This window comes from Salinibius halmophilus (assembly GCF_003577475.1).
In the GTDB taxonomy this organism is placed as follows: domain Bacteria; phylum Pseudomonadota; class Gammaproteobacteria; order Pseudomonadales; family Natronospirillaceae; genus Salinibius; species Salinibius halmophilus.
Map to the genome: position 1 here is coordinate 185,491 of NZ_QPEP01000006.1, position 22,491 is coordinate 207,981.

General features: G+C 49.6%; 17 protein-coding genes. 7 read left to right on the forward strand and 10 right to left on the reverse strand.

The window, feature by feature from the left end; all coding sequences use genetic code 11:
- Positions 1 to 7 precede the first annotated feature (7 nt).
- Both DUW71_RS08725 and msrA read right to left on the reverse strand, forming a co-directional pair.
- Complete coding sequence (locus DUW71_RS08725; protein WP_233546078.1) at positions 8 to 1,627, reverse strand: ABC transporter ATP-binding protein; 1,620 nt, start codon at positions 1,625 to 1,627, stop codon at positions 8 to 10.
- Positions 1,628 to 1,847: 220 nt separating this feature from the next.
- Positions 1,848 to 2,471 carry a peptide-methionine (S)-S-oxide reductase MsrA gene (gene msrA / locus DUW71_RS08730; RefSeq protein ID WP_119394862.1) on the reverse strand — a complete coding sequence of 208 codons (624 nt, stop codon included), beginning with the start codon at positions 2,469 to 2,471 and terminating at the stop codon, positions 1,848 to 1,850.
- A 317-nt stretch (positions 2,472 to 2,788) separates the two neighbouring features.
- Between msrA and DUW71_RS08735 the strand changes: the two genes are divergently transcribed.
- The 3 genes from DUW71_RS08735 (at position 2,789) to DUW71_RS08745 (ending at position 6,355) form a co-directional block, all read left to right on the forward strand.
- Positions 2,789 to 4,372 (forward strand): peptide ABC transporter substrate-binding protein, encoded by a 1,584-nt coding sequence (locus DUW71_RS08735; protein ID WP_119394863.1) that lies wholly within the window; start codon positions 2,789 to 2,791, stop codon positions 4,370 to 4,372.
- Positions 4,373 to 4,483: 111 nt separating this feature from the next.
- Complete coding sequence (oppB, locus tag DUW71_RS08740) at positions 4,484 to 5,407, forward strand: oligopeptide ABC transporter permease OppB (protein ID WP_119394864.1); 924 nt, start codon at positions 4,484 to 4,486, stop codon at positions 5,405 to 5,407.
- A 12-nt stretch (positions 5,408 to 5,419) separates the two neighbouring features.
- Entirely contained in the window at positions 5,420 to 6,355 is a 936-nt protein-coding gene (locus DUW71_RS08745; RefSeq protein ID WP_119394865.1) for an ABC transporter permease subunit, read from the forward strand.
- Positions 6,356 to 6,417: 62 nt separating this feature from the next.
- Here the strand turns inward: DUW71_RS08745 and DUW71_RS08750 are convergent, their stop codons facing one another.
- Positions 6,418 to 7,692: an NAD(P)/FAD-dependent oxidoreductase gene (locus tag DUW71_RS08750; protein ID WP_119394866.1), complete on the reverse strand. Its 1,275-nt coding sequence runs from the start codon at positions 7,690 to 7,692 to the stop codon at positions 6,418 to 6,420.
- A 208-nt stretch (positions 7,693 to 7,900) separates the two neighbouring features.
- Between DUW71_RS08750 and cydD the strand changes: the two genes are divergently transcribed.
- Both cydD and cydC read left to right on the forward strand, forming a co-directional pair.
- The gene (gene cydD / locus DUW71_RS08755) at positions 7,901 to 9,589 is read left to right on the forward strand and encodes a thiol reductant ABC exporter subunit CydD (protein WP_158583948.1); all 1,689 of its coding nucleotides are present in this window, start codon (positions 7,901 to 7,903) and stop codon (positions 9,587 to 9,589) included.
- Complete coding sequence (gene cydC / locus DUW71_RS08760) at positions 9,582 to 11,237, forward strand: thiol reductant ABC exporter subunit CydC (RefSeq protein WP_119394868.1); 1,656 nt, start codon at positions 9,582 to 9,584, stop codon at positions 11,235 to 11,237. The genes cydD and cydC overlap by 8 nt, the downstream gene beginning before the upstream one ends.
- 123 nt (positions 11,238 to 11,360) lie before the next feature.
- Here the strand turns inward: cydC and DUW71_RS08765 are convergent, their stop codons facing one another.
- Positions 11,361 to 12,020 carry a hypothetical protein gene (locus tag DUW71_RS08765; RefSeq protein ID WP_119394869.1) on the reverse strand — a complete coding sequence of 220 codons (660 nt, stop codon included), beginning with the start codon at positions 12,018 to 12,020 and terminating at the stop codon, positions 11,361 to 11,363.
- Between the two features lie 137 nt (positions 12,021 to 12,157).
- On the opposite strand from DUW71_RS08765, the gene DUW71_RS08770 reads away from it, so the two are divergent.
- Complete coding sequence (locus DUW71_RS08770) at positions 12,158 to 12,982, forward strand: DUF368 domain-containing protein (protein WP_119394870.1); 825 nt, start codon at positions 12,158 to 12,160, stop codon at positions 12,980 to 12,982.
- The gene (locus tag DUW71_RS08775) at positions 12,979 to 13,860 is read left to right on the forward strand and encodes a glycerophosphodiester phosphodiesterase (RefSeq protein WP_119394871.1); all 882 of its coding nucleotides are present in this window, start codon (positions 12,979 to 12,981) and stop codon (positions 13,858 to 13,860) included. Before DUW71_RS08770 ends, DUW71_RS08775 begins: the two co-directional genes overlap by 4 nt.
- Before the next feature lie 17 nt (positions 13,861 to 13,877).
- Here DUW71_RS08775 and DUW71_RS08780 read toward each other — a convergent pair whose 3' ends face one another.
- From DUW71_RS08780 to DUW71_RS08805, 6 genes are all read right to left on the reverse strand, one after another.
- Entirely contained in the window at positions 13,878 to 16,988 is a 3,111-nt protein-coding gene (locus DUW71_RS08780) for a DEAD/DEAH box helicase (protein ID WP_119394872.1), read from the reverse strand.
- 62 nt (positions 16,989 to 17,050) lie between these two features.
- The gene (locus DUW71_RS08785) at positions 17,051 to 18,829 is read right to left on the reverse strand and encodes a sulfatase-like hydrolase/transferase (RefSeq protein ID WP_119394873.1); all 1,779 of its coding nucleotides are present in this window, start codon (positions 18,827 to 18,829) and stop codon (positions 17,051 to 17,053) included.
- Positions 18,830 to 18,950: 121 nt separating this feature from the next.
- Complete coding sequence (gene cysQ / locus DUW71_RS08790) at positions 18,951 to 19,727, reverse strand: 3'(2'),5'-bisphosphate nucleotidase CysQ (RefSeq protein ID WP_119394874.1); 777 nt, start codon at positions 19,725 to 19,727, stop codon at positions 18,951 to 18,953.
- A gap of 105 nt (positions 19,728 to 19,832) precedes the next feature.
- On the reverse strand, positions 19,833 to 20,327 hold the full coding sequence (locus DUW71_RS08795) for a thioredoxin family protein (protein WP_119394875.1): 495 nt from the start codon (positions 20,325 to 20,327) through the stop codon (positions 19,833 to 19,835).
- A gap of 140 nt (positions 20,328 to 20,467) precedes the next feature.
- Positions 20,468 to 21,280, reverse strand: a complete 813-nt coding sequence (locus tag DUW71_RS08800) for a sulfite exporter TauE/SafE family protein (RefSeq protein WP_119394876.1) — start codon at positions 21,278 to 21,280, stop codon at positions 20,468 to 20,470.
- Positions 21,281 to 21,323: 43 nt separating this feature from the next.
- Complete coding sequence (locus DUW71_RS08805; protein WP_119394877.1) at positions 21,324 to 22,370, reverse strand: methionine synthase; 1,047 nt, start codon at positions 22,368 to 22,370, stop codon at positions 21,324 to 21,326.
- Positions 22,371 to 22,491 lie beyond the last annotated feature (121 nt).

A 22,491-nucleotide genomic window follows, 5' to 3' on the forward strand; every position in this document is an offset into this window, starting at 1 on the left:
TAACGGCTTACAGGTCGTAAGCAGCGTTAATAAGTTCCTGACAATACTGGGTTTGTGGGTTGTCAAAAATTTGCTCAGTTGGGCCTTGCTCAACCACTTCACCTTTGCGCATGACTAACACATAGTCCGACATCGCACGCACTACCGACAAATCGTGTGAAATAAATACGTACGACATACCTAGGCGCTTTTGTAAATCGCGCAGTAGCTCAACCACGGTTACCTGAACAGAGCGGTCCAAGGCCGAAGTAGGTTCGTCAAGCATGACTAACTTCGGCTCCAGTACCACAGCGCGGGCAATGGCAATGCGCTGGCGCTGACCACCAGAGAACTCATGTGGATAGCGGTTAATAATGTTCTTTGGCATGCGCACGGCTTCAAGTGCTTGCTCAACCCGTTGCTGGCGCTCATCTTTGCTCATTTCCGGGTAGTGCACGCGCAAGCCTTCCGCGACAATGTCACCAACCGTCATGCGCGGTGACAGTGAACCATAAGGGTCTTGGAAAACCACTTGCAATGTTTTACGCAGTGGACGCATTGCCGCAGGTTCTGCGTTATCAATGCGCTGTTTATTAAATTCAACGGTGCCAGCGGAAGTATCAAGTAACTTCAAAATGGCACGGCCAAGGGTCGATTTGCCCGATCCAGACTCACCCACAATACCCACGGTTTGGCCTTCGCGAACCGTTAGCGACACTTGTTTCACTGCGTCAAAAAACTCAACCGGCTTACCAAAAAAGTTATGTCGTGTTGGGTACTGCACTAGCACCTTGTCAACGTCCAAAATCACTGGTGCTTCATCAGCAACCGGCGTTTTACGACCTTTAGGTGTTGAATCGAGTAAGTGCTGGGTGTACTCATGCTTAGGATTAGCAAATACTTCAGTGGTTTTGCCGGTTTCGACAATTTCACCAAAGCGCATAACACAAACATTGTCAGTTAGATGTTTCACGACGCCTAGGTCGTGGGTAACGAACAAAATCGCCATGCCCATACGCTTTTGAATCGACGCCAGCAGTTCAAGTACTTGTGCCTGAATGGTTACATCCAGCGCAGTGGTTGGCTCATCAGCAATCAATAGGTCTGGCTCATTGCCCAGTGCCATGGCAATCATAATGCGTTGTAACTGGCCGCCAGAGAACTCATGTGGATAGCGCTTGAGAGCAGTTTTAGGGTTTGGCAGTTCTACTAGCTCAAACAACTCTAGGATACGCTTGCGAGCAGTGTCCTTATTGTAGTTACCATGATGGATAAGCACTTCAGCGAGCTGGGTTTCAATGTTGAGGTAGGGGTTCAAAGAGCTCATTGGCTCTTGGAAAATCATCGCAATGCGGTCGCCATTAAACTTATTCACCACCTTGCGTGGTGCATTAATCAGCTCGGTGCCTTCGAACTCAATCGATGAGCCTTCTGGGTAGCGCGCGATTTTCGGGTCGTGCAACTGCATAATGGCCATCGAGGTAACCGATTTACCAGATCCAGATTCACCTACCAGCGCCAATGTTTCGCCTTTGCGCAAATCAAAGGAGATGCCTTTTACCGCGTGTACCGTTTCATCTTCGAGCTCAAAATCTACTTTTAAGTCTCGAACCTTCAGAATGACGTCGCCAATATTTGCAGCAGTCAAAGTAATCTCCTCAAACCCGCACTTTATTACTAACCAAGGGTGTCCATCTATAAATAACCGCTTTCCCAGCCGATAACCGCCGACTTTACCGTCAGCGATCTAATCCTGCACAACAGTATGCGAAAAAACAGGTGCTATGTCTGTAACGAATACTTTATAGTTGCGTGGTTTCGTTGACCCGAATCAGCGTATGCGAATGTTGCCATTGGTCTTATTCACTTTAGGTTAGATGACAAACCACACCGGCGCCTTTTAAACCGCAATAGCCATTAGGGTTCTTGGCTAAATACTGTTGGTGATAAGTTTCGGCATAATAAAAAGTTTGCTCCGACTTCACTTCGGTAGTGATGTCACCTTTGCCTTGCTTGTGGAACTGGTCGCGAGCTGCATCAATTGCTGCCTCGACGCAGTTCAAATCATCGGCACTGCAATAAATCGCCGAGCGATACTGGGTACCGATGTCGTTCCATTGGCGCATGCCTTGTGTGGGGTCGTGCTCGTTAAAAAAGACCTCAAGCAACTTCGCCAGCGAAATTTGTTTAGGGTCATAGGCAATTAATACAGCCTCGGTATGGCCCGTCTGGCCTGAGCACACTTCTTCATACGTTGGGTTAGGCGTGTAACCCCCTGCATATCCTACCGCTGTGCTCACCACGCCATCGAGGTTCCAGAATAAGCGCTCAGCTCCCCAAAAGCAGCCCATGCCAAACTGAATGGTGCGGATACCCTCGCCAAATGGTGGCTTGATGCTCGTGTTCTTTACATAGTGCTGATTCACCACTGCTAGTGGCTCACGACGACCCGCAAGGGCTTCCTCGGGCGAAGGTAAAGAAGTTGTTTTCATGAAAGCCTCCAAAAATCATCTACGCTTGTAGTCAGTAGTATAACCAACGAGTTGTGCTATCAAAAATGCTTCGCAATCGTCGTTGTAATTGGAAACCTTTGCTAACAATTGACCCACCTCAAACAACCCAAGCTCTGTAAAGTTAAGAATACGGAGAGGTACGTTGAGGTTTGTTATCGAAGGTTTGGCAATTCGATGCGAAATAATACACTCCGATGTTATGTCTCGCTTTCTGCCATTAAAACGGCGAATGCAGAAGGCAAACCAGCACACAAAATAAGTTTAGCTGGATAAAAAAAATCAAAAGAGGAACGTCCATGAGTTCTATCAAAAAAATCGCATTAAGCATGGCGGTTGCAGGTACTGCAACATTCGCTATTTCAGCAGCGTCGGCTGCAACCATTGTTATCGGTAACGGTGCAGAACCGGCCTCTATCGACCCAGGCAAAATTGAAGGTCAACCAGGCGGTATGGTTGCATACCAGTTGTTTGAAGGCCTAACGGCCCTGAATTCAGAAGGTGAAGTAATCCCTGGTGCTGCCGAGTCTTGGACTGCAACAGAGAACAACACCGTTTGGACTTTTGAACTACGTGACGGTCTTAAGTGGTCGAACGGCGAAGATGTTACCGCAGCCGACTTTGAATACGCTTGGAAACGCGTTGTATCGCCAGAGCTAGCGTCTCCTTACTCTTGGTACATGAGCAAAGCTGCACAAATCAAAAACGCCCAAGAAGCGATCGACGGCACGGTTGAGCCAAGCATGCTTGGTGTAACAGCTGTAGACGAAGACACGCTGCGTGTAGAACTTAAGCAGTCTGTTCCTTACTTCCCAAGCGTTGCGGCACACTACACCATGTACCCAGTGCCACAAGAAGTGATTGAAGAACATGGCGACATGTGGACGCGCCCAGGCAACATGGTTTCTAACGGTGCTTACAAGCTAGACGCTTGGACATTGAATGAAAAAATGGACCTAGTACGTAACACTAACTACTGGGACAACGCGAACGTTGCACTAGACGGTGTTACTTTCCTACCAATTGAAGATGAAAACTCTGAACTAGCACGCTTTGAAGCGGGCGAAATTCACGTTACAGCAACTGTGCCTAACGCGCAGATCCCTCGTCTGAAGCGTGAATTTGCTGACGAATTTACGATTTACCCGAACTTGGCGGTTTATTACTACGAGTTCAACACTGAAGAGCCACCGTTCGACGACCGTCGTGTACGTAAAGCGCTTAGCCTTGCGATCGACCGTGAAGTAATTGTACGTGCGGTAACCAAAGGTGGCCAAACGCCAGCTTATACCTTCGTTCCAACATTCGTTGCTGGTTTCGAAGCACCAACTGTGGCTGAGTCGTCGCTAAACCAAATTGAGCGTGACCGTATGGCGATTGAGCTATTGGCAGAAGCTGGCTTTGGTAAGGACAACCCGTTAGAAGTTGATTTCCTATACAACACGTCTGAATTTCACCGTAGTGTTGCGGTTGCAATCAGCCAAATGTGGAAGCAAAAGCTAGGCGTTGAAATGAACCTGCAAAACCAAGAGTGGAAAACCTTCTTGGAAACCAAAAAAGCAGGTGGATTTGACGTTGCCCGCGCCGGTTGGGGTGGTGACTACAACGAAGCCTCTACCTTCCTTGACCTGTTAAGAACCGGTCACGGTAATAACGATTCAAACTTCAGTAACGCTGAATATGATCGTTTACTAGTAGAAGCGGCACGCGCTGAAAACGCCAACGAATACTATACCAAGGCTGAGGCAATCATTTCTGAAGAAGCCCCTCTGGCGCCAATCTTCTACTACACCCGTACCCGCATGATCTCTGAAAATGTGCAGGGCTGGCCAGTAGGTAATGCGCAAGACGTAGTATATGTAAAAGACCTTTCGCTACAGTAAGGCCGGGTAATAGGCACCTTTGATCTAGGTGCCTTCTATCTGTTTGGGCTGGGAGGTATGCTCCCAGCCTATGTCTGCTCTGCCGCAGCCTAAACGACACGAGACTGCATTATGTTGAAGTTCATGCTCAAACGCCTATTTGTGGCGATTCCAACACTACTAATTCTAATTACCGTATCTTTTGCTTTGATGCGCGCTGCACCAGGTGGCCCATTTACTTCGGAGAAAACCCCTCCGCCAGCGGTACTAGAAAACCTAAATGCCAAGTACAACCTAGATAAACACATTGTTGTGCAATACGGCATCTATATGCGCGACCTTATTCTTTATCAAGACTTTGGTCCGTCATTTAAATATCAAGACCGTAGTGTTACCGAGATCATTGAGGGCAGCTTCCCGCGCTCGGCCATCATTGGCCTGTGGAGTTTCTTCTTCATTATTATTATCGGCATCCCAATAGGCATTTGGGCGGCAGTGAAACAAAACCATTGGCAAGACTATTCGGTGATGAGTTTTGCCATGTCTGGGGTGGTATTCCCCAACTTCGTTTTAGCTCCTTTGTGTGTTTGGCTATTTGCCGTAAAACTCGGCTGGCTACCAGCAGGTGGCTGGGGCGATGGTCAATTTAACTATCTAATTCTGCCAATTTTTGCCATGGCGACGAGTTATATTGCGCAAGTGGCGCGTTTATCACGTGGCAGCATGATTGAAGTATTAAGCTCAAGCTATATTCGCACTGCTCGTGCGAAAGGCTTGCCAACCTCTATTGTTTTGTGGCGCCATGCAATGAAACCAGCACTCATGCCAGTGATTACCTACCTAGGCATTGCGTTTGTTGGTTTGATTACCGGTTCGGTGATTGTTGACCAAGTATTCCAAACCGGTGGTATTGGTCAGCACTTTGTTCAAGGTGCTACGAACCGTGACTACTCACTTATCTTGGGCGTGACCATTCTAGCCGGTGCGCTTTCTATTTTGTTCAACGCCATTGTCGACATGCTGTACACAGCGCTCGACCCTCGCATTCGTTATTAAGGGAGCGCGCAAATGACTACTCAAGATCAAGTTTTACCCGATTCAGTAAAAGGCCGTAGCCTTTGGGATGATGCCTTCCGTCGTTTTAAGGCCAACCGGGCGGCAATGATTTCTCTGATTGTATTGGTGTTCGTTGCTGCGTTCGCCATCTTTGGTAACTATCTCACTCAGTGGGACTACGAAACCGTTGATTGGTTTGCCTTGGAAGACGTGGAGTTCTATGGCAAACCAGCGATGACGCACCCGAACGAATACGCCGCCGAAATAGGCACGGCACCGCATTATTTTGGTACCGATAGTGATGGTCGTGACTTGCTTGCTCGCCTTGTGCAAGGGTCGCGTATCTCATTAATGGTTGGCTTAATGGGCGCTCTGGTGGCTGTGGTAATCGGCACAATTTATGGCGCGGTATCTGGCTACATGGGTGGCAAGGTAGACTCGTTAATGATGCGAGCCGTTGAAATCCTTATGTCGTTCCCGTTTATGTTCCTAGTGATTGTATTGATGGCGATTTTTGGTCGTAACGTATTGCTTATTTTCATTGCCATTGGGGCAGTGTCTTGGCTGGATATGGCGCGTATTGTGCGCGGTCAAACACTTAGCCTTAAAAACAAAGAATTCGTAGAAGCCGCAATCGCTCAGGGTGTGCGCACACCAGTAATCATTATGCGCCATATTGTGCCTAACGTACTGGGTGTGGTTGTGGTATATGCCACCTTATTGGTGCCGCAGATGATCTTGTTTGAAAGCTTTATCTCGTTCCTTGGCCTAGGGGTTTCGGAGCCGCAAACCTCTTGGGGCGCGCTGATCTCGGCTGGTGCCGATAGCATGCGCATCACGCCTTGGCAGCTAATCTTCCCGTTGTTAGCGCTAACCATAACCCTGTTCTGCTTTAACTTTGTGGGTGATGGTCTGCGCGACGCGCTCGACCCGAAAAACAAGAAGTAGGAAAACGTTACGACGTTGGATCTTCTGATGTTGTACGGCGCGGAAAAACCGCGCCGTACAGCCTACTTTTCTAGCCTTTCTACACCTAATAACTTCATAACCTGCTTCTCGTAAAATGGTTCAGACGCGCCGCTCTTCATTTTGCGAATGAAGTACTTCTCAAAAGCTATTTTCGACAGCCTTACCCACTTACCTTTTTTAAACCAAGTGACATTACGTGGCGGTATTTGTGGAATTGCCACAAACGCTGCACCCGTATCGCCCATGTCGGCTAAACAAACAGTTGACCAAGTACCTTTATGGCTTGGCTCTTTGTCATCAAAAATCTTATCGCGCAAGTTGTGGGCAATCGCCGTCACCATCGACTCAATCATGTAGCCGGTTTTGGGTGTACCGGTTGGTACAGGTGTTTGTTCCACAGGTGGAATGGCAACGCACACGCCAGCAGAGTATATCTCTGGATATGTAGGGTTGCGTTGATAGTCATCGATGAGAACAAAACCTTTAGGATTGGCTAAGCCCTCTACCGCAGCAATTGGGTCGATGCCTTTAAAAGGTGGGATAAGCATACTGTGTTTAAACGGCAGCTCATGGGAGCGTTTTACCTCGCCTTCGTCATTAAGCTCTTCAACAAACATCACGCCATCTTCGACTTTCGTTACCCGGGCGTTGCATATCCACTTAATGTGCTTGTTGCGCAACTCAGACTCCATCATGGATTTCGAATCACCAACACCACCCAAACCTAGGTGGCCAATGTATGGTTCGCTGGTGACATAAGTCATTTCAACGTGTTTGCGTACCTTGGCATCACGAAGTGCCTTATCCACCACAAATGCGTACTCATAACCAGGCCCAAAGCAACTAGCACCTTGAAACGCACCTACAATAACCGGCCCTGGCGCTTCTACTAGTGCATCAAAGTTATCTTTTGCCACCTCTGCATGTTGCAGGGAGCAGACCGACTGGGTAAAAAACTCAGGGCCAGCACCAGGAATGGATTCAAAGTCTAGTTTTGGCCCGGTAGTCAGTACTAGATAGTCGTACTCAATCTTGTCGCCATTAGCGAGCTCAATATACTTTTCCTTCGGTTCAATTTTGGTCATGGCTTGGGCGATGAACTCGATGCCCTTTTTGCCTAAATGCTTGGCTAAGTCAAAGCTGACTTCTTCGCCTTTCCTCCAACCAACCGGTATCCAAGGGTTGGATGGGGTAAATTGAAAACTAGGTCGCTCGTTCACCATAACGACCCTATGCTGCTTGCCCAATAACGCTTTTATTTCGTATGCTGCTGGCATACCGCCTAAACCAGCACCTACTATCACTACGGTCGCCATATTGCCACCTACTGTTTAATCAATAACCTATTAGGTATAGCTGTAGGTGACTGATGTTGCGGTGGTGCACGGCCTGATTATTGTTACACATTCTGATGTGGAACAAATGGTATTGTGCGCCTTGCCGGATCATCATGCGTAACCAACTCTAGTAGGGTACAATCACACCTCGATATTTTTTTTGCATCTTTGTATATAGGTTAACCGCGTGGCCAAACGTTCAGTCACCCCCGCAGCCGCATGGCTGAAGCAGCAAACCCGATCTATACGTTTACCCCTGATGATTGCAACCGCCGCTGGTGTGGTGGCGGCATTATTGTTTGTTTGGCAAGCCAAGTATTTAGCCGACTTAATCAGCGGCTTGGCTTTAGGTGAGGCCGTGAGCCTCAGCGTGATCCCACTGATTGTAGGTTTGATGGCAGCACGGTTGTTATTGTTGTGGGTAAAAGATGTACTAGGCGTGCAAGCTAGTCTTACGGTGCGCAAACGCGTACGACAAGCACTGCTGACTAAATTAGCCGAGCTGGGACCAAATCGTAGCCGGTTTGGCAGCGATGGCGCCTTGTCGACGGCTGTTTTTGAACAAGTCGATGCATTAGATGGCTATTTAGCCCGTTATATACCGCAACAGATTCTAGTGCTGGTGATTCCACTGATCATTCTGGTAGCCGTTTGGCCTATATCCAAACTGGCAGTGCTGATTTTTGTTGGCACCGCACCACTTGTGCCGTTTTTTATGATTATTGTGGGTAAGGGCGCCTCGTCTGCTTCACGCAAACAATTTAAAGCCATGGCCATTATGGGTGGTCAGTTTCTAGATTTAATGCGTGGCTTGCCAACCCTAAAACTACTTGGCAGAACAGCGCTTGGCCGTGATCGCTTGGATCAAAGTGCCGAGCAATACCGAGCCAAAACTATGAGCGTGCTGCGCTTGGCATTCTTATCAACTGCTGTACTTGAGTTGTTTGCCTCGTTATCCATCGCTTTAATCGCTGTGTTCTTAGGTATTGGCTTATTAGAGCAATTGCCTTGGGCGAAGGGTGAAGTACCAGTGCCATTGGCGAGCGCTATGTTTATTCTGTTACTAGCGCCAGAATTTTATCAACCATTGCGCCAGTTAGGCACCGACTACCATGCCAGAGCACACGCTTTGGGCGCAGCAGAAACCTTGCAACCCATTTTGGCGGCAACCACGGTACAGAACAATGGCTCGCTGGCAGCGCCACAGACTGCTGCAACCATCGAATTCAATCAGCTTAGCTGGCAGCCGAATGGTCGTGATGTGCTTAAGCAGGTGAGCCTAACCGTGTCGGCTGGTGAGCGCATAGCGCTGATTGGTGAAAGTGGTGCGGGCAAGTCGTCGATGTTGCACATGCTGCTGGGCTTCACCGAGCCGACTTCTGGCAACGTAATGATTGCCGGTAAAACGTTGACTGACTATGACTTGAGCAGCTGGCGCCAGCAATTGGTATGGCTTGCGCAACGCCCTGAGTGGTTTAGTGGCACCATTGCCGACAACCTAAGAATTGGCAACCCTTCTGCGAGAGACGATGACCTGTGGCAAGCACTACAACAAGCCGGTGCCCTACCATTTGTTCGGCAACTACCAGATGGCCTAGCGAGCCGCATTGGTGAAGGGGGGATTGGGTTGTCTGGTGGTCAGTTGCAGCGAATTGCTCTGGCTCGCGCTGTGTTATCCAACGCCTCAACCTGGTTATTAGATGAACCTGGCGCCCACCTAGACCGTGCCACTGCCGCCGAGTTGCGCCAGCAGTTGGCTACTGCTAGTGCAGGGAAAACCCTGATTATGGCGACCCACGACTTAGCAGATTTAGATTGGGTCGACCGCATTATTCGAGTGCGCAATGGAGAAATTGAGGAGGTGAGCCGTGGATAAGTTAACCATTTGGAAGCTCACCAAAGCTCAGTTGGGCATGTTAAGCCTTGGTTTGCTCATTGGCTTAATTACCTTGATTGCCGTTGTATTGCTATTGGCTGCCTCGGGTTGGTTTTTAACCGCTGCGGGCATGGCCAGTGCTGCCGGTGCGGCCTTAACGTTTAACTTTTTCAGCCCAGGTGGTGTGGTGCGCATGGCAGCCATTACCCGCACGGCTGGGCGCTATGGTGAGCGCGTTGTTTCGCACGAAGCCGTACTGCGCCTATTACGCGACTTACGCTTGTGGGTATGGGATCAACTGACACCACGCTTGCCAGACCGTTCAGGCAATACGTTAAGCGGTGAGTTGCTACAACGTGCAGTCGCCGATATCGACCGCTTAGACGAATGGCCGCTGCGCTGGCTCGCGCCTTGGTTCTGGGCGGTTGCCATTGTTTGTTTAAGCTTGGCGGTGGCGCAAATATTTGTACCTAGCCTAGTGGCGGTCATTGCGCTGCCAATTGTCATTGCCATGATTGCCGTGCCGCTGCTTGGCCGCTTAATCGGTCGCCAGCTAACAGTAAAAGAAGTTGAGCAAGGTGGTCGTCGTCGTAGCCAACTGGTAGAAGCACTGTCTGGCCTAATTACCTTGCAGGTAAACAATCAATGGCAAAACCGGCAAAATGCGATTGAAGCAGAGGATCAAAGCATTATTGCCGCTCAACGCTGGCAAGCCCTGTTGATTAGCACCGGCCAGTTATTAATTGGTTTGCTGCTGTTGGTATCCTTCTATTTGTTGCTCGATCAAGGCGCACAACTGGTGCTGAACGAGCAACTCAATGGTGCCTGGTTAGCGGCTATGGCGCTGGGCTTCTTGGCATTAAACGAGATATTGGCGCCGCTGGCGGCAACCTTTCAAGCGGCAGGGCAAAGCGCCCAGGCTCGCCAGCGCCTTAATGAAATGGGTGAGATAGAAGCTTTGCACAGCGGTGGCCAGCAAACTATCGACACGCTTGATACGCTCAAACTGCAAGCCTTAACCGTGCGCCAACCGAATGCAATGTCTGGTCCAACCGATGTTAACGCCACCCTATTTGCTGGCGACAAGTGCTTATTAACCGGCCCATCTGGCGCTGGTAAAACCACATTGGCCTATGCGCTCGCCAGGTTTATTCCCGTTACACCTGGGCAGGTGCTGCTTAACGATGTTGATCTAACCGAGCTCAGCGAAATGAGTTTGCGTCAGCATGTTGGTGTGCTTGAGCAGTCGCCACATTTATTTAACCAGAGTTTGGCCGCTAATTTACGTTTAGGTAACCCTAGCGCCTCGGATGAAGAGCTATGGGACGTGCTCAAGCAAGTATCGCTTTATGATTGGGCGCAATCATTACCAGAGCAGCTACTGACCAATATTGGCGAGTACGGTACAGGTGTCTCAGGTGGGCAAGCGCGCCGCATTGGTTTGGCTCGGCTAATGCTGCAAGCACCAAGCCTAGTGGTAGTGGACGAGCCACTAGAAGGGCTAGATGGTGACAACCAAAAACTGATCCTAGATCAGCTGCTATCGCTGCCGGCCATGCTCATTATGATTAGCCACCACGATGTAGATGTTGACCGATTCGATCACCACCTCAAGCTAGATGCCGCCGGTAAAATGTTGCAAGGGTAGTTCGGGTGGATTTCTTTGTACGGACATCCATGTCCGCACCGCAGGCATGCTCCTGCGACCTGCTCAGTACGGACATCCATGTCCGCAAGCATCCGCTGCGCGGATGACTTACGGACCTACTTACTACTTCACTTGATATCTATTCAACGCGTTTTCGACGTTGTCGGTTGCAATCACCAAGGTGTCGGCAATGGTTTTGCGCACTGACTCACTCACCTCGTCGGCATAGAACAAGCTCATGCCTCGCAAAGGTAGTTGCTCTACCACTTGCCGTTGCAGTGGGCTGTTATAGTCAATGGCTGCGTCGAACGGGTGCCATAGTACGGCATCAACCTTGTCATCTTTCAGCGCTTGCTGCCAACTATCTGGTTCAAGTGTCACCGTGCTAGCAAACTGGTTGGTCCATTCAAATTCATCGTCCGAGCTTAGCACGCCAAGCGTCAGTGCCTCGTTTGGTTCGGTTAACGGTGCAATGCTCACTAGCTGATAAGGCAGCTCATATAGCACGACATGTCGGTAATCAAAGGTATCCGATTCAGCGATGAATGCTTGCGCTGGGCTGTCGAATGGAGCCTGGCCCTCAAGGTTTCTGATCTCAATATCACAGTTCCCGCGCCCACCTACAGCACGCAAGATATCAACATCTACACCGCCAGTTGTGGCATAAAACTCACCGTGGTACACATCAAAATGAAACGGATGCTGTTCTTGGAAACCAACATTTAATGAGCAAGCCAAGGCAACACTTGGCAAAGAGGCTAGGGCAGCAATCGCAGCTTTCATGGTAGATCCTCAAAATACTTTTTTGCCAGTGTATCGCATGCTTGCGCGTTTAGGCTTACCTTGTGGCAAGGCTTGCCGTGAATTTGTCACACTTTTGACTTATTCTTGCCGATACGTATTAGACAAGTTGTATCGCTATGCAGAATTCTTGGTGGATGCGGTTGCTCAAAGGCAGCCTAATTGGAATTGCCGACCCGATACCTGGTGTATCCGGTGGCACCGTTGCTTACCTTACCGGTATGTACGACGAAATTATCGCTCGCACGAGTGGCTTTTTTTCTCATCCAGATGGTTGGCGGGTTAACTTTCTTTTTTTACTACCAATTGTAGTGGGTTTACTAGCTGGCATTTTCGGTTTTGCGCATCTGCTTGTGTGGTTGCTAGAGCACTACCCAGTGCAAACTCAACAAGGCTTTGTTGGCTTGGTGGCAGGTAGTTTGATAAGTCTTGTGTGGCAAGGAAAGCTGGTGCCTAGTCAAGGCAGTAGTATTGCAGCACTTGTGGTAGCGGCCTTGATTGCCTTTGCCTTTAGTATTATTCCCCGCCCAGAACTGACTGAGGCAATTATCTCGCCTGTTGGTGGTCAATGGTTGTTTATCTTTGTGGCTGGCATCGTAGCTGCTGCCACCATGTTAATACCGGGCATCAGTGGCTCTATGTTGCAGCTGTTGATTGGCTCTTATGCCACCTATATCACTGCTGTTAAAACATTGAACTGGCCGGTCGTGCTGGTGTTCTTTGCCGGGGCCATCATCGGCATTGTGGCGGCAGCGAAAATAATGAATACCTTGTTTAACAAGTTCTACCAAGCCATGCAGGCACTGATTGGTGGCCTAGTAGTAGGCTCTATTATTGTGCTGTGGCCTTGGCAGCAAGATTTGGGCACGCAAGGGTTAGGCTTGTTAATCGCCTTTGTTATGGCTGGTGTGCCATTAGCTTTGCAGGGTAGGAGAGCACAATGAAGTGGTTATGGCGTATTGCCCTAGTTGTATTTGCTAGTTATGGCGTTGTGTTTTGGCTTATTCCGCCGCAAAGCAAAGCCAGTTTTCATCATATAGAGCTGATTGCGCACCAAGGTGGCAACCTAGAAAAACCCGATGCAACCGCCCTAGCATTTGACCATGCGGTTGCCGTGGGGGCTGATATATTGGAGATGGATGTTCATCTAAGTAAAGATGGTGTGCCCGTAGTGATTCATGATGCCTTAGTGGATCGAACCAGTAATGGCCAAGGCGCGGTTGCCGACTACACGGTTGCAGAGCTGAAAACCTTGAACTTTGCCCATTGGTGGCCAAATCACCAAACGCCCAGGGCCAATGAGCCAACTCCCTACCGAGCGCAGGGGGCGCAAATTCTCACATTAGAAGAGGTGTTCTTACGCTACCCCGGCAAGCGCTTGTCGGTTGAGCTAAAAACACCAGATCCAGCCCTTCGCAGCGAAGTGGTTGCGCTTTTGGACGAATACAATCGCTGGGGATCGGTGATTCTTGGTTCGTTTCATCAAACCACCATTGATGTGATTCGACGCGAGCATCCAGGAGCTTATACCTATGCTAGCGAAGAAGATGTCATTGTATTTTATGTGTTGTCGTTATTGCGCTTGGAAGGCCTTTTTTGGCGAGACATCAGTGCCTTTGCTGTGCCAACCGAAGCAGCAGGCATCAACCTAGCGAGTAAGCGATTCATCGATGCTGCCCGCAAACGTGGTATTGCCGTGCACTATTGGACGATTAACGATGAAGCAACCATGCGCCAGTTGATCGATATGGGTGTGGACAGCATCATCACCGACCGCCCACAGTTGCTCAGGAATATCATCGACGAAGGGCTGCAACTGTAAGCAATTTCTGCAGCCAGTCACTCTGCCGGCAGCGGCTGCAATAGTGCTTCTAAGTTAGTGCTATCAATCGTTGGGCTGTCGTAGAGCTTCTCAGCGAGCTGCTGTTTGGCGTGTTGTAGGCGAAGAATCCTGTCTTCAACACTATGTTCAACAATCAGCTTGTAGACGAATACAGGTTTATCTTGCCCAATGCGATGGGCGCGATCACTCGCTTGCGACTCACTTGCTGGGTTCCACCAAGGGTCGTAGTGAATCACGGCATCCGCTTCGGTTAGGTTTAAGCCCACGCCACCGGCTTTTAGCGAGATTAAAAACACATTAGCTTTACCAGCCTTAAATCCATCAATTTGCTCATCGCGGTTGCGCGTTTCGCCAGTTAATTGTTGATAGGCAATGCCAAGTTTGCTTAACCGCTCGCCTATGACGTCGAGCATTTTGGCAAACTGCGAAAACACTAACACCTTGCGGCCATCCTCAAGCAAATTCGCCAACAACGACTCTAAGTAATCGAGCTTTGCCGATTCATTTACTTGTTGCGCCGCTTCTAAATTCACCAGCTTCGGGTGGCAGCACACTTGTCTTAGTTTAAGCAGGGCATCGAGAACCTGTAGTTGCCCACGGCCACCTTGCTGCGCCAACAGCTTACTGACTTCGTCTTGCATGCTTAGGCGGATGTTCTCGTACAGCTGAGCTTGTTCGCCTTGCAGGTTTACATAGCGCACCATCTCGGTTTTGGCTGGCAGCGATTTGGCAACCTCGCGCTTTAACCGGCGCAATATAAATGGCCGAATACGCTGCTGCAGGGCATGCCACTGCTGTGGCTCACCGGCTTTGATTGGCTTGCTGAAATACTGGCTGAACTGGCGTTGATTGCCCAGCAGGCCCGGCTCGAGTAAATCAAAAATTGCCCACAACTCTTTTAAGTGGTTTTCAACTGGTGTGCCACTTAAGGCAATTATTTGATTGGCAGAAAACAAGCGTAGCGCCTTGGCGGCTAGGCTGCGGTGGTTTTTGACTTGCTGCGCTTCATCGACAACTAAATAGTGCCACGGTTGGGCTTGCAGTATCTCGCCATCCACGCGTGCCATGGTGTAAGTGGTAATCACCACATCTTGTTGGGCGATATCAATCTCGTGACGGTCTCCGCCATGCCACACAGCACAGTTGAGATGCGGCGCAAACTTTTCTAACTCACTGCGCCAATTGCTAAGCAAGCTAGTTGGGGCTACCACCAGCACTGGCAGCGTGCGCGCTTCATTGGCGCAGATGTGGGCAATGATTTGCAGCGTTTTGCCAAGGCCCATGTCGTCGGCGAGTAGCCCATTAAACCCTGCACGTTCCAGTTGTTGTAGCCATTGTAGGCCTTGCACCTGATAATCACGCAAGCTCGCCTGCAATTGTGTGCTCACTTTGGCAGGCAGTGGCTGGCTTAATTCTTTTTTAAGCTGGGCGACGCGCTGACTACCTTGCCAGGTGTCGGTTAAGTCGGCTAATAGCGGCAGCTGGGCGCGTTTTACCTTGATGCTATGTTGCTTAGATTGCTCAGCCAGTTCCTGCAAGGTGGCAACAATTGGCTCAATGAGGGTGCTATCAACATCCACCGCTGCCCCTTGGTATTGCCAGGCAATAGTAGGCTGCTGCAGTAGCTCGGGCTGTTTAATCAGCTGATGCAGTAGTGGGATCAAGTCGATTTCGTGGTCGTTATCGCGAAAGGAGATTGATAAATCGAACCAGCCTTCGTCATCTTCAGCAAGTTGCCAATCGAACTGTGAGCGCTGTGTTAGATTATATTGGTAAGCACTTACGTCTACCTCAACGTCCCAGCCAGCCTCAACTAATTGTGCTACTTGGGTTGATAAAAATGCCTTCCAAAACTCAGGATCGTCGTCTTGCTGTGGTGGCTGGTGCCAGAAGATGGCTTCGCCTTTAAATTCTGATAAATGTAGATTTAAGCTTAGCAAATGGTCGATCGCCTGTTGCTCTGCTTGGCGCTGGCGGGCAATCTCGATGATTTTGTCGTCTTGTTCTATACGGCTGACCTGCTCACCATTAATAGCAAGGCTAATGTCTTCATAGCGGGCGGTAAGCTGGGCGATGACATGGTTGGGTGCGCGTGGATGCGTGCGGCTAATGGTTAATACCGGGGTAAAGGGCAGTGCTTGCCGTTTTTCGACTGGCCGCTGATCCGGCAGCTCAATATCCACAAGCGCTTGCGGCAACTGTTGGCGCAACCAAATCATTTTATCTTGCGGCACTAACGGGGCGCTGCGCATTGCCACGAGTTGATCGTATGTGCGCTGTTCATTTAATGGGATTACTTGCTGGCTATTGGCGTCGAAGGCATAGACGGGATAAGTATCTGTGAGCTGCCAGTGCGCTGGCAGACGGTTTTCCAGGCGAAAGCCATCACGATAACTTTGCCAATGCCATTCTGGGTCGGCTGGCTGCAAGAAGCTCGCTGGTTGATCGAGTGCGGCCCAGGCAACCATAGGCTGTTGACTGGCCATATCTAATAACAGCCCGCCCTTTTCGCCATGCAGTTTAATTTTGCTGCGCCGATCGAACTGCAGGCGCTCGTGCTCGTTAATCAGTGCCAACATCTGCCGGTCGAGGTCGCTAATTTTACACTGGGCAAAGACTTCTTCGGTTAACTGATGCAACCGCTTACCTAGGCTGCCATTTTGTTTGCGCTTGAGCACCATGGCACTAAGCAATAAGTCACCTTCTTCTACACTTAGCGAAAAAACAATTTTATGCGGGCGAGCGGCTGGCGCAGAGGGAAACTGCTCAAGCCAACTTGCTAATGCGGCTTCAGGGTTGGGTGGTGCAATGTGGCCACTCTCAACTTGCACCACATAGTGAATGGCCATTGCTGCAATATGCGCACAGTTATAACCACCACAATCACAATCGCCATCTACATGTAGGCGATCGTTCACCATAACCAAGCTCATGTGGGGGTAATGGGTTTGTTGCTTGTGTTCAACTACGCCGACTAACTGTACATGCAATGGCGAAGGTGACTGAACCGTTACGTTCATCTGCTGCACATGCTGGCGCTGTTGTAGTGCTCGACCCGTTTGAAAGTCACGTATTTCGAAGTTACGGCGAAGCTGTGCAATCTCCATGAGCGCTCACTATTAACAAGGCGGATCTGCAATCCTAGCAAACTCCGCCATGCTTATGCTAGTTAACGGAAGTGGCTTTGAATGCGCTGTACTTCAGTTAGGAGGCCGGCGGGTGACGAGGCTGGATTATTTATATTGTTTAGGTCGTAGGTTTTTACGAAGCCCGGATAAAGCTCGTTTACTGTGTTGTCCATAATAATGGCCTTGTTCACATAGCTAGAGGCAATTACCGTGCGTGGTTGGTCATCAAATAACGAATAGCCGGTTGATAGCTCGGCAAAGTCATTATTACAGCCCATGGCTTCGGTAATAATGGTGGCAGCAATGTCTTCATGGCTAGTACGGTAGTTCACTTGACCTTGTTTTCCTGGCCAATGAATCACAAGTGGTACACCCACCTGATAGCGGCTGAAGTTAGAGCCATGCCCCCAATAGTTTTGGCCCTGATCATTAAACTCTTCACCATGATCGCCCGTGACCACCAGAATCGTGTTTTCCCAAAGCCCACGTTGTTCTAGGTTAGTTTTCAACTGGCCAATAAGGCCGTCTAAAAAGTGTGCCGAGTTAGCATACTGATTCAAGTGCGGTACTGGGTCGGTGTCTGCCTTGGCGTTGGTGATGGCAAGCATCTCAGCCGGCAAAAACGGCTTGTTGTAGTTGGGTGGCGTGTAATACGGAAAGTGCGACGAGCCGAGCATAATGTAGCTAAAGAAAGGCTCGCTGGGTGATGCGTCGATGGCTTGGTTTAACTTGGTTAGCGTATTGATATCGCCTTGGTATAAAGGCGACTCTGGCATGTTTTGAATAGGATCGATGCCCTTAAAAAATGCTTGCTGGCGCTTATTGTCGACCATGTTTTGGTTAACAATAATATGATGGTTATAGCCGAGCAAATCGGTGGCTTGAAACAGAGCCGGGCGCAGTGAAAAAGCGCCATCCCAATATAAGTATGGCGCGCCAAAAAACAACGAGAACATGCCTGGGCTGGTACCCGCACCACCAGACAAGTGATTATTAAACGCTAATGACGCCTCGCCAATACTGAATAGGTTAGGCGTGATTTCTGGACTGTACTGGTCGAACCGCCAACTTTCTAATGTGATAAAAATGATATTCGGCTGCTCGTTGGAGGCCGTGCACTCAAGTGGGGCCAGCGGGTAATTCATTGAGCTAGCCAAGCTAATATCAATGTTGCTGCTGTCTTCTACCCACTCTGGGTTAATAAGCCCCCAGCGCTCCATGTCTGTGGTAGCGGTTAGCGGCACGTACCATGGAATAACATGTGTGAGGGAAACAATGTTGCGCATATTGTGCGCATAACCCCAAGCATGTAGCGCTTGCCCGCTCAACGTAGCCACAAACACAAAGGCCAGTGCACGTTTTGCTGGCAGCTTTGTCTTGGCATTGTGAGCCCATAAGGCTAGAAATATGGCTGCGCCCAAACAGATGACTAGCGCTAGAACGCCCAACGCAACGGTGCGCCAGCCAACACCCAAGCCCGTAAACTCGGTGAAGAACATCTTGATAAAAAAAGCATCGATGTGAAAACGATACACACTAAAAACCTGGCTATTAAGCAGCAGCATGAACTGCCCTGTACCGGCTAACAGCCCAAACGTAGCGATTCGCAATGGTTTTGGTAGTAGCAACAACGGGGCAGCTAGTAGGCAAACAAGGGTGCTGAGCGCGAAGGCTTGCCCTAAAATTGCTAACGGCACATATAAGTTGGCAGTGAACTGCCCAGACCATTGATAGGCATGTAAGTTAACGGCGATTAAACCAGCTGCAATCGCCGTATTGACCAACCAAAAACGAAAAAAGAACCGCAGTGCAGATCGCATTATGTTTACCCAGTCATGACAAGGGGGTTACTGTACTGTGACAGCTGAATAGGTCAATAACTGAGCGGTAAAAAAGCGAGAGAAATCGCCTCATTAGAGGCGATTATTAAGCTTAAAGGGGTTAAGCTGCTTTGCCTTTGGCAATAAAGAATGGGTTCAGCACCGATTCTTTTTGGTTGTAGGTTAGGGCTTCGTTCGACTCGTGCACGACAATATCGCCACCGGCACCTAATAGCACCGCATGTGCAGCACCTGTGTCCCACTCGCTGGTTAACCCTAGGCGTGGATAAATGTCTGCTTCGCCTTCTGCAACCAAGCAGATTTTCAGCGAGCTACCCATGCTTTTTATTTCTGGGTTGTTGTACTGCTCAACGAATGCTTTGAACTCGTCGCTTTGGTGTGAGCGGCTGCCCACAACTCGCCAGCCATCGTTGCCAGAAGGCATCACTGGCGCCGAAATCTTGGCTTTTGAATCGGTATCTTGTACCCAAGCGCCGTCAACAGCCGTACCACCCACATAGGTTTTACCCAAGGCTGGTGCGTCGACTACGCCCCACACCGGCTTGCCGTTTTCAATAAGGGCAATGTTTACTGTGAATTCGCCATTCTTTTTGATGAACTCTTTTGTGCCATCAATAGGGTCGACTAACCAGTAGCGGTCCCACTGCTTGCGCTCGCTCCAGTCGATATCGGCATTCTCTTCTGATAACACAGGTACGTCTGGGGTAATTTGCGCTAGGCCTTCCACTATAACTTTGTGTGAAAGCAAGTCGGCTTCGGTAAGTGGGCTTTTGTCTTCTTTGGTGTATACGTCAAAGTCCTTGGCGTATACCGTCATGATTTCTTCACCAGCTTTTTTAGCTAGTGCAACCACTTGGGCAAATTGAATATCGGCCATGTTAATACTCCTTGGCTTGCTGTTAATTTCGCCAGCTACTATACAGGGTTTAGGTTGCAATTGTGAGTAAAGCGCTCTCCCAGCCCTGCATCTTTGCAGCCTCGGTTAATACAAATGACGGCGAACTCTCTTAACAAAGTAGTTAGTTGAGTCTATTCCCAACGAAAAGCCATTTTCGAAGGGGCTAATTTTGGTATAAGTTCGACTGTTTGCATTGAGTACCCAAACACCCGGATAGCCGGTATTACCCAGTGCATCGGCCAACTCACGGGCCTGCACATCCAGCTCTGGGTTGAACATAAACTTAGGCACAGGTCCAAGAGCTTCATGCACCTCGGCTAAACGCAAGGTGTCTTCTTCTAGCTCTTTGCAATATGGGCACCAGTCGGTGCGAAAGTACACAATGGCCGGCAGGGAAGGGTCTAGCGCTGCAAGCTCTGCCGTTGAGCTACTCCACGATGTGAATAGTTCCATGGCGGTAATTTTTTCCGTGCGTGGCCAAAATAAAGCCACCAATACAAACAGTACCAGTGTGCCCACCCACCAAATATGCAGAAAGGGCTTTAAAGCTTTGCGATTAAAACTGGGTTCATTGGTCATGAAGAGTCATTCCTTTGCGTAACGACCTAAACAGTAATGCCGGCTTGTGGGTGTGTCAATTGCAGAGAAAACGTGGACACCCATCGTTTTGGAGAAGTTAAAGCAGTGATTAACCTCTCAAACTGAGGTGGGTGTCCCGGTTAGCCCACGAGCATTCTGATCGCCACAATTAACAGCAGTCCTGCAAACACCTGTTTAATCGTTGCCACAGGCAAAACTTGAGTCGCTTTGGCCCCGAGCGGTGCGGTGAACCATGAGGTACAAACGATGCCGAGTAGCGCTGGTAAATAAATAAACCCTAAAAAGCCTTGGTTGAACGAGTAATACTGCAAGCCCGAGCTGATGTAACCAATGCAGCCAAATAAGGCGATGATGATGCCGCAGGCCGACGCACAGCCAATGGCCTTTTTGATATTGATAGAAAAGAACGTGAGCAATGGCACGGTTAGGGTGCCCCCGCCAATGCCAATCATTGCCGACAATGCCCCGATGATGGCGGTGAATACCGTTAACAACCCCTTGTTTGGTAGCGTGCGGCCAGTTTGTTCGTTGTTTTGCTTGCTGCTGAGCAACATTTTAATGGCAATTATCCCGGCAAACACAGCAAACACCGCGCGCACAAAGTGTTCTGGCAAAAATGCCGCCGCAAAGCCACTCGCCAAAGCGCCTAGTGCAACACCAGTCATCACCCAAGGGGCAATTGCCCAAGGCACGTTGCCATTTTTATGATGCGCCATAGCCGAAGACGACGAGGTAAATAAAATAGACGCCAGCGACGTGGCCACGGCAATAATTACCACTTGTTCGCTCGGTAAATCGGTTAAGTAAACGAGCAGGGTGCTCAGTACTGGCACAATCACCAGGCCGCCACCAATTCCCAATAAACCAGCTAAAAAACCGGCGCCGCTGCCCAAAACAGCACAGCTAATAAGCAAAATAATTAGTTCGTTCATCAAATAAGTTCTTGTTCGTTAGGCGAGGCCGTTTGAGGGCACTCTACGCAGAAAGTTCTTGTCGCACAATCTCGGCCCCTGCATGCAGCGCTGCAAGTTTGCCGCGAGCAACGTCGCGTGCCAGCGGTGCCATGCCGCAGTTGGTGCACGGGTAAAGCTTGTCGGCATCCACATACTTTAGTGCTTGGCGAAGCGTATTGGCTACTTCCTCAGGCGATTCAATCGTGTTGGTGGCGACGTCGATGGCACCCACCATGATTTTTTTACCTCGAATAAGCTCAAGCAACTCAATTGGCACGCGCGAGTTGTGGCACTCTAGCGAAATAATATCGATGCTCGACTGCTGCAGCTTAGGGAACACTTCCTCGTACTGTCGCCATTCTGAACCCAGCGTTTGTTTCCAGTCGGTGTTTGCCTTAATGCCATAGCCGTAACAAATGTGTACCACGGTTTCGCACTTAAGCCCTTCAATGGCAGTCTCTAGCGCTTCAATGCCCCAGTCGTTGACCTCTTCAAAAAACACATTAAAGGCAGGCTCATCGAACTGAATGATATCCACGCCTGCTGCTTCGAGTTCGCGAGCTTCTTGGTTCAGAATTTTGGCAAACTCTAATGCCAGGGTTTTGCGGCTTTTGTAGTGGTCGTCGAACAGGGTATCAACCATGGTCATTGGGCCAGGCAGTGCCCACTTAATGGGTTGTTTGGTTTGCGAGCGCAGAAACTTGGCGTCTTCAACAAACACCGGCTTTTGCCGACTTACCGGGCCAACCACCGTTGGCACGCTGGCCTCGTAACGGTCGCGAATTTTCACCGTTTGGCGGTTTTCAAAATCAACGCCATCAAGATGCTCAATAAAGGTGGTCACAAAGTGCTGGCGCGACTGCTCGCCGTCGCTAACAATGCTAATACCCGCTTGCTGCTGCTCTTGTAGTGCCACGCGCAGCGCATCTTGCTTGGCTAATACCAGCTCTTCGCCTTCAAGCTTCCACGGTGACCAAAGCTTTTCAGGCTCTGCCAACCAAGACGGCTTGGGTAAGCTGCCCGCTGTAGAAGTAGGTAGCAGTGTTGAGGTAGAACGTTGTGTTGTCATGGTGTGCTTCCAATTTAATCGGCATCAGTAATCCAATGGCAATAACAGTTTGGTGTTCACGGTGCTTGCCACGAGACCGTCACCCGCAGGGAGCGGGTGTCGAGGCTACATGGACGTACTT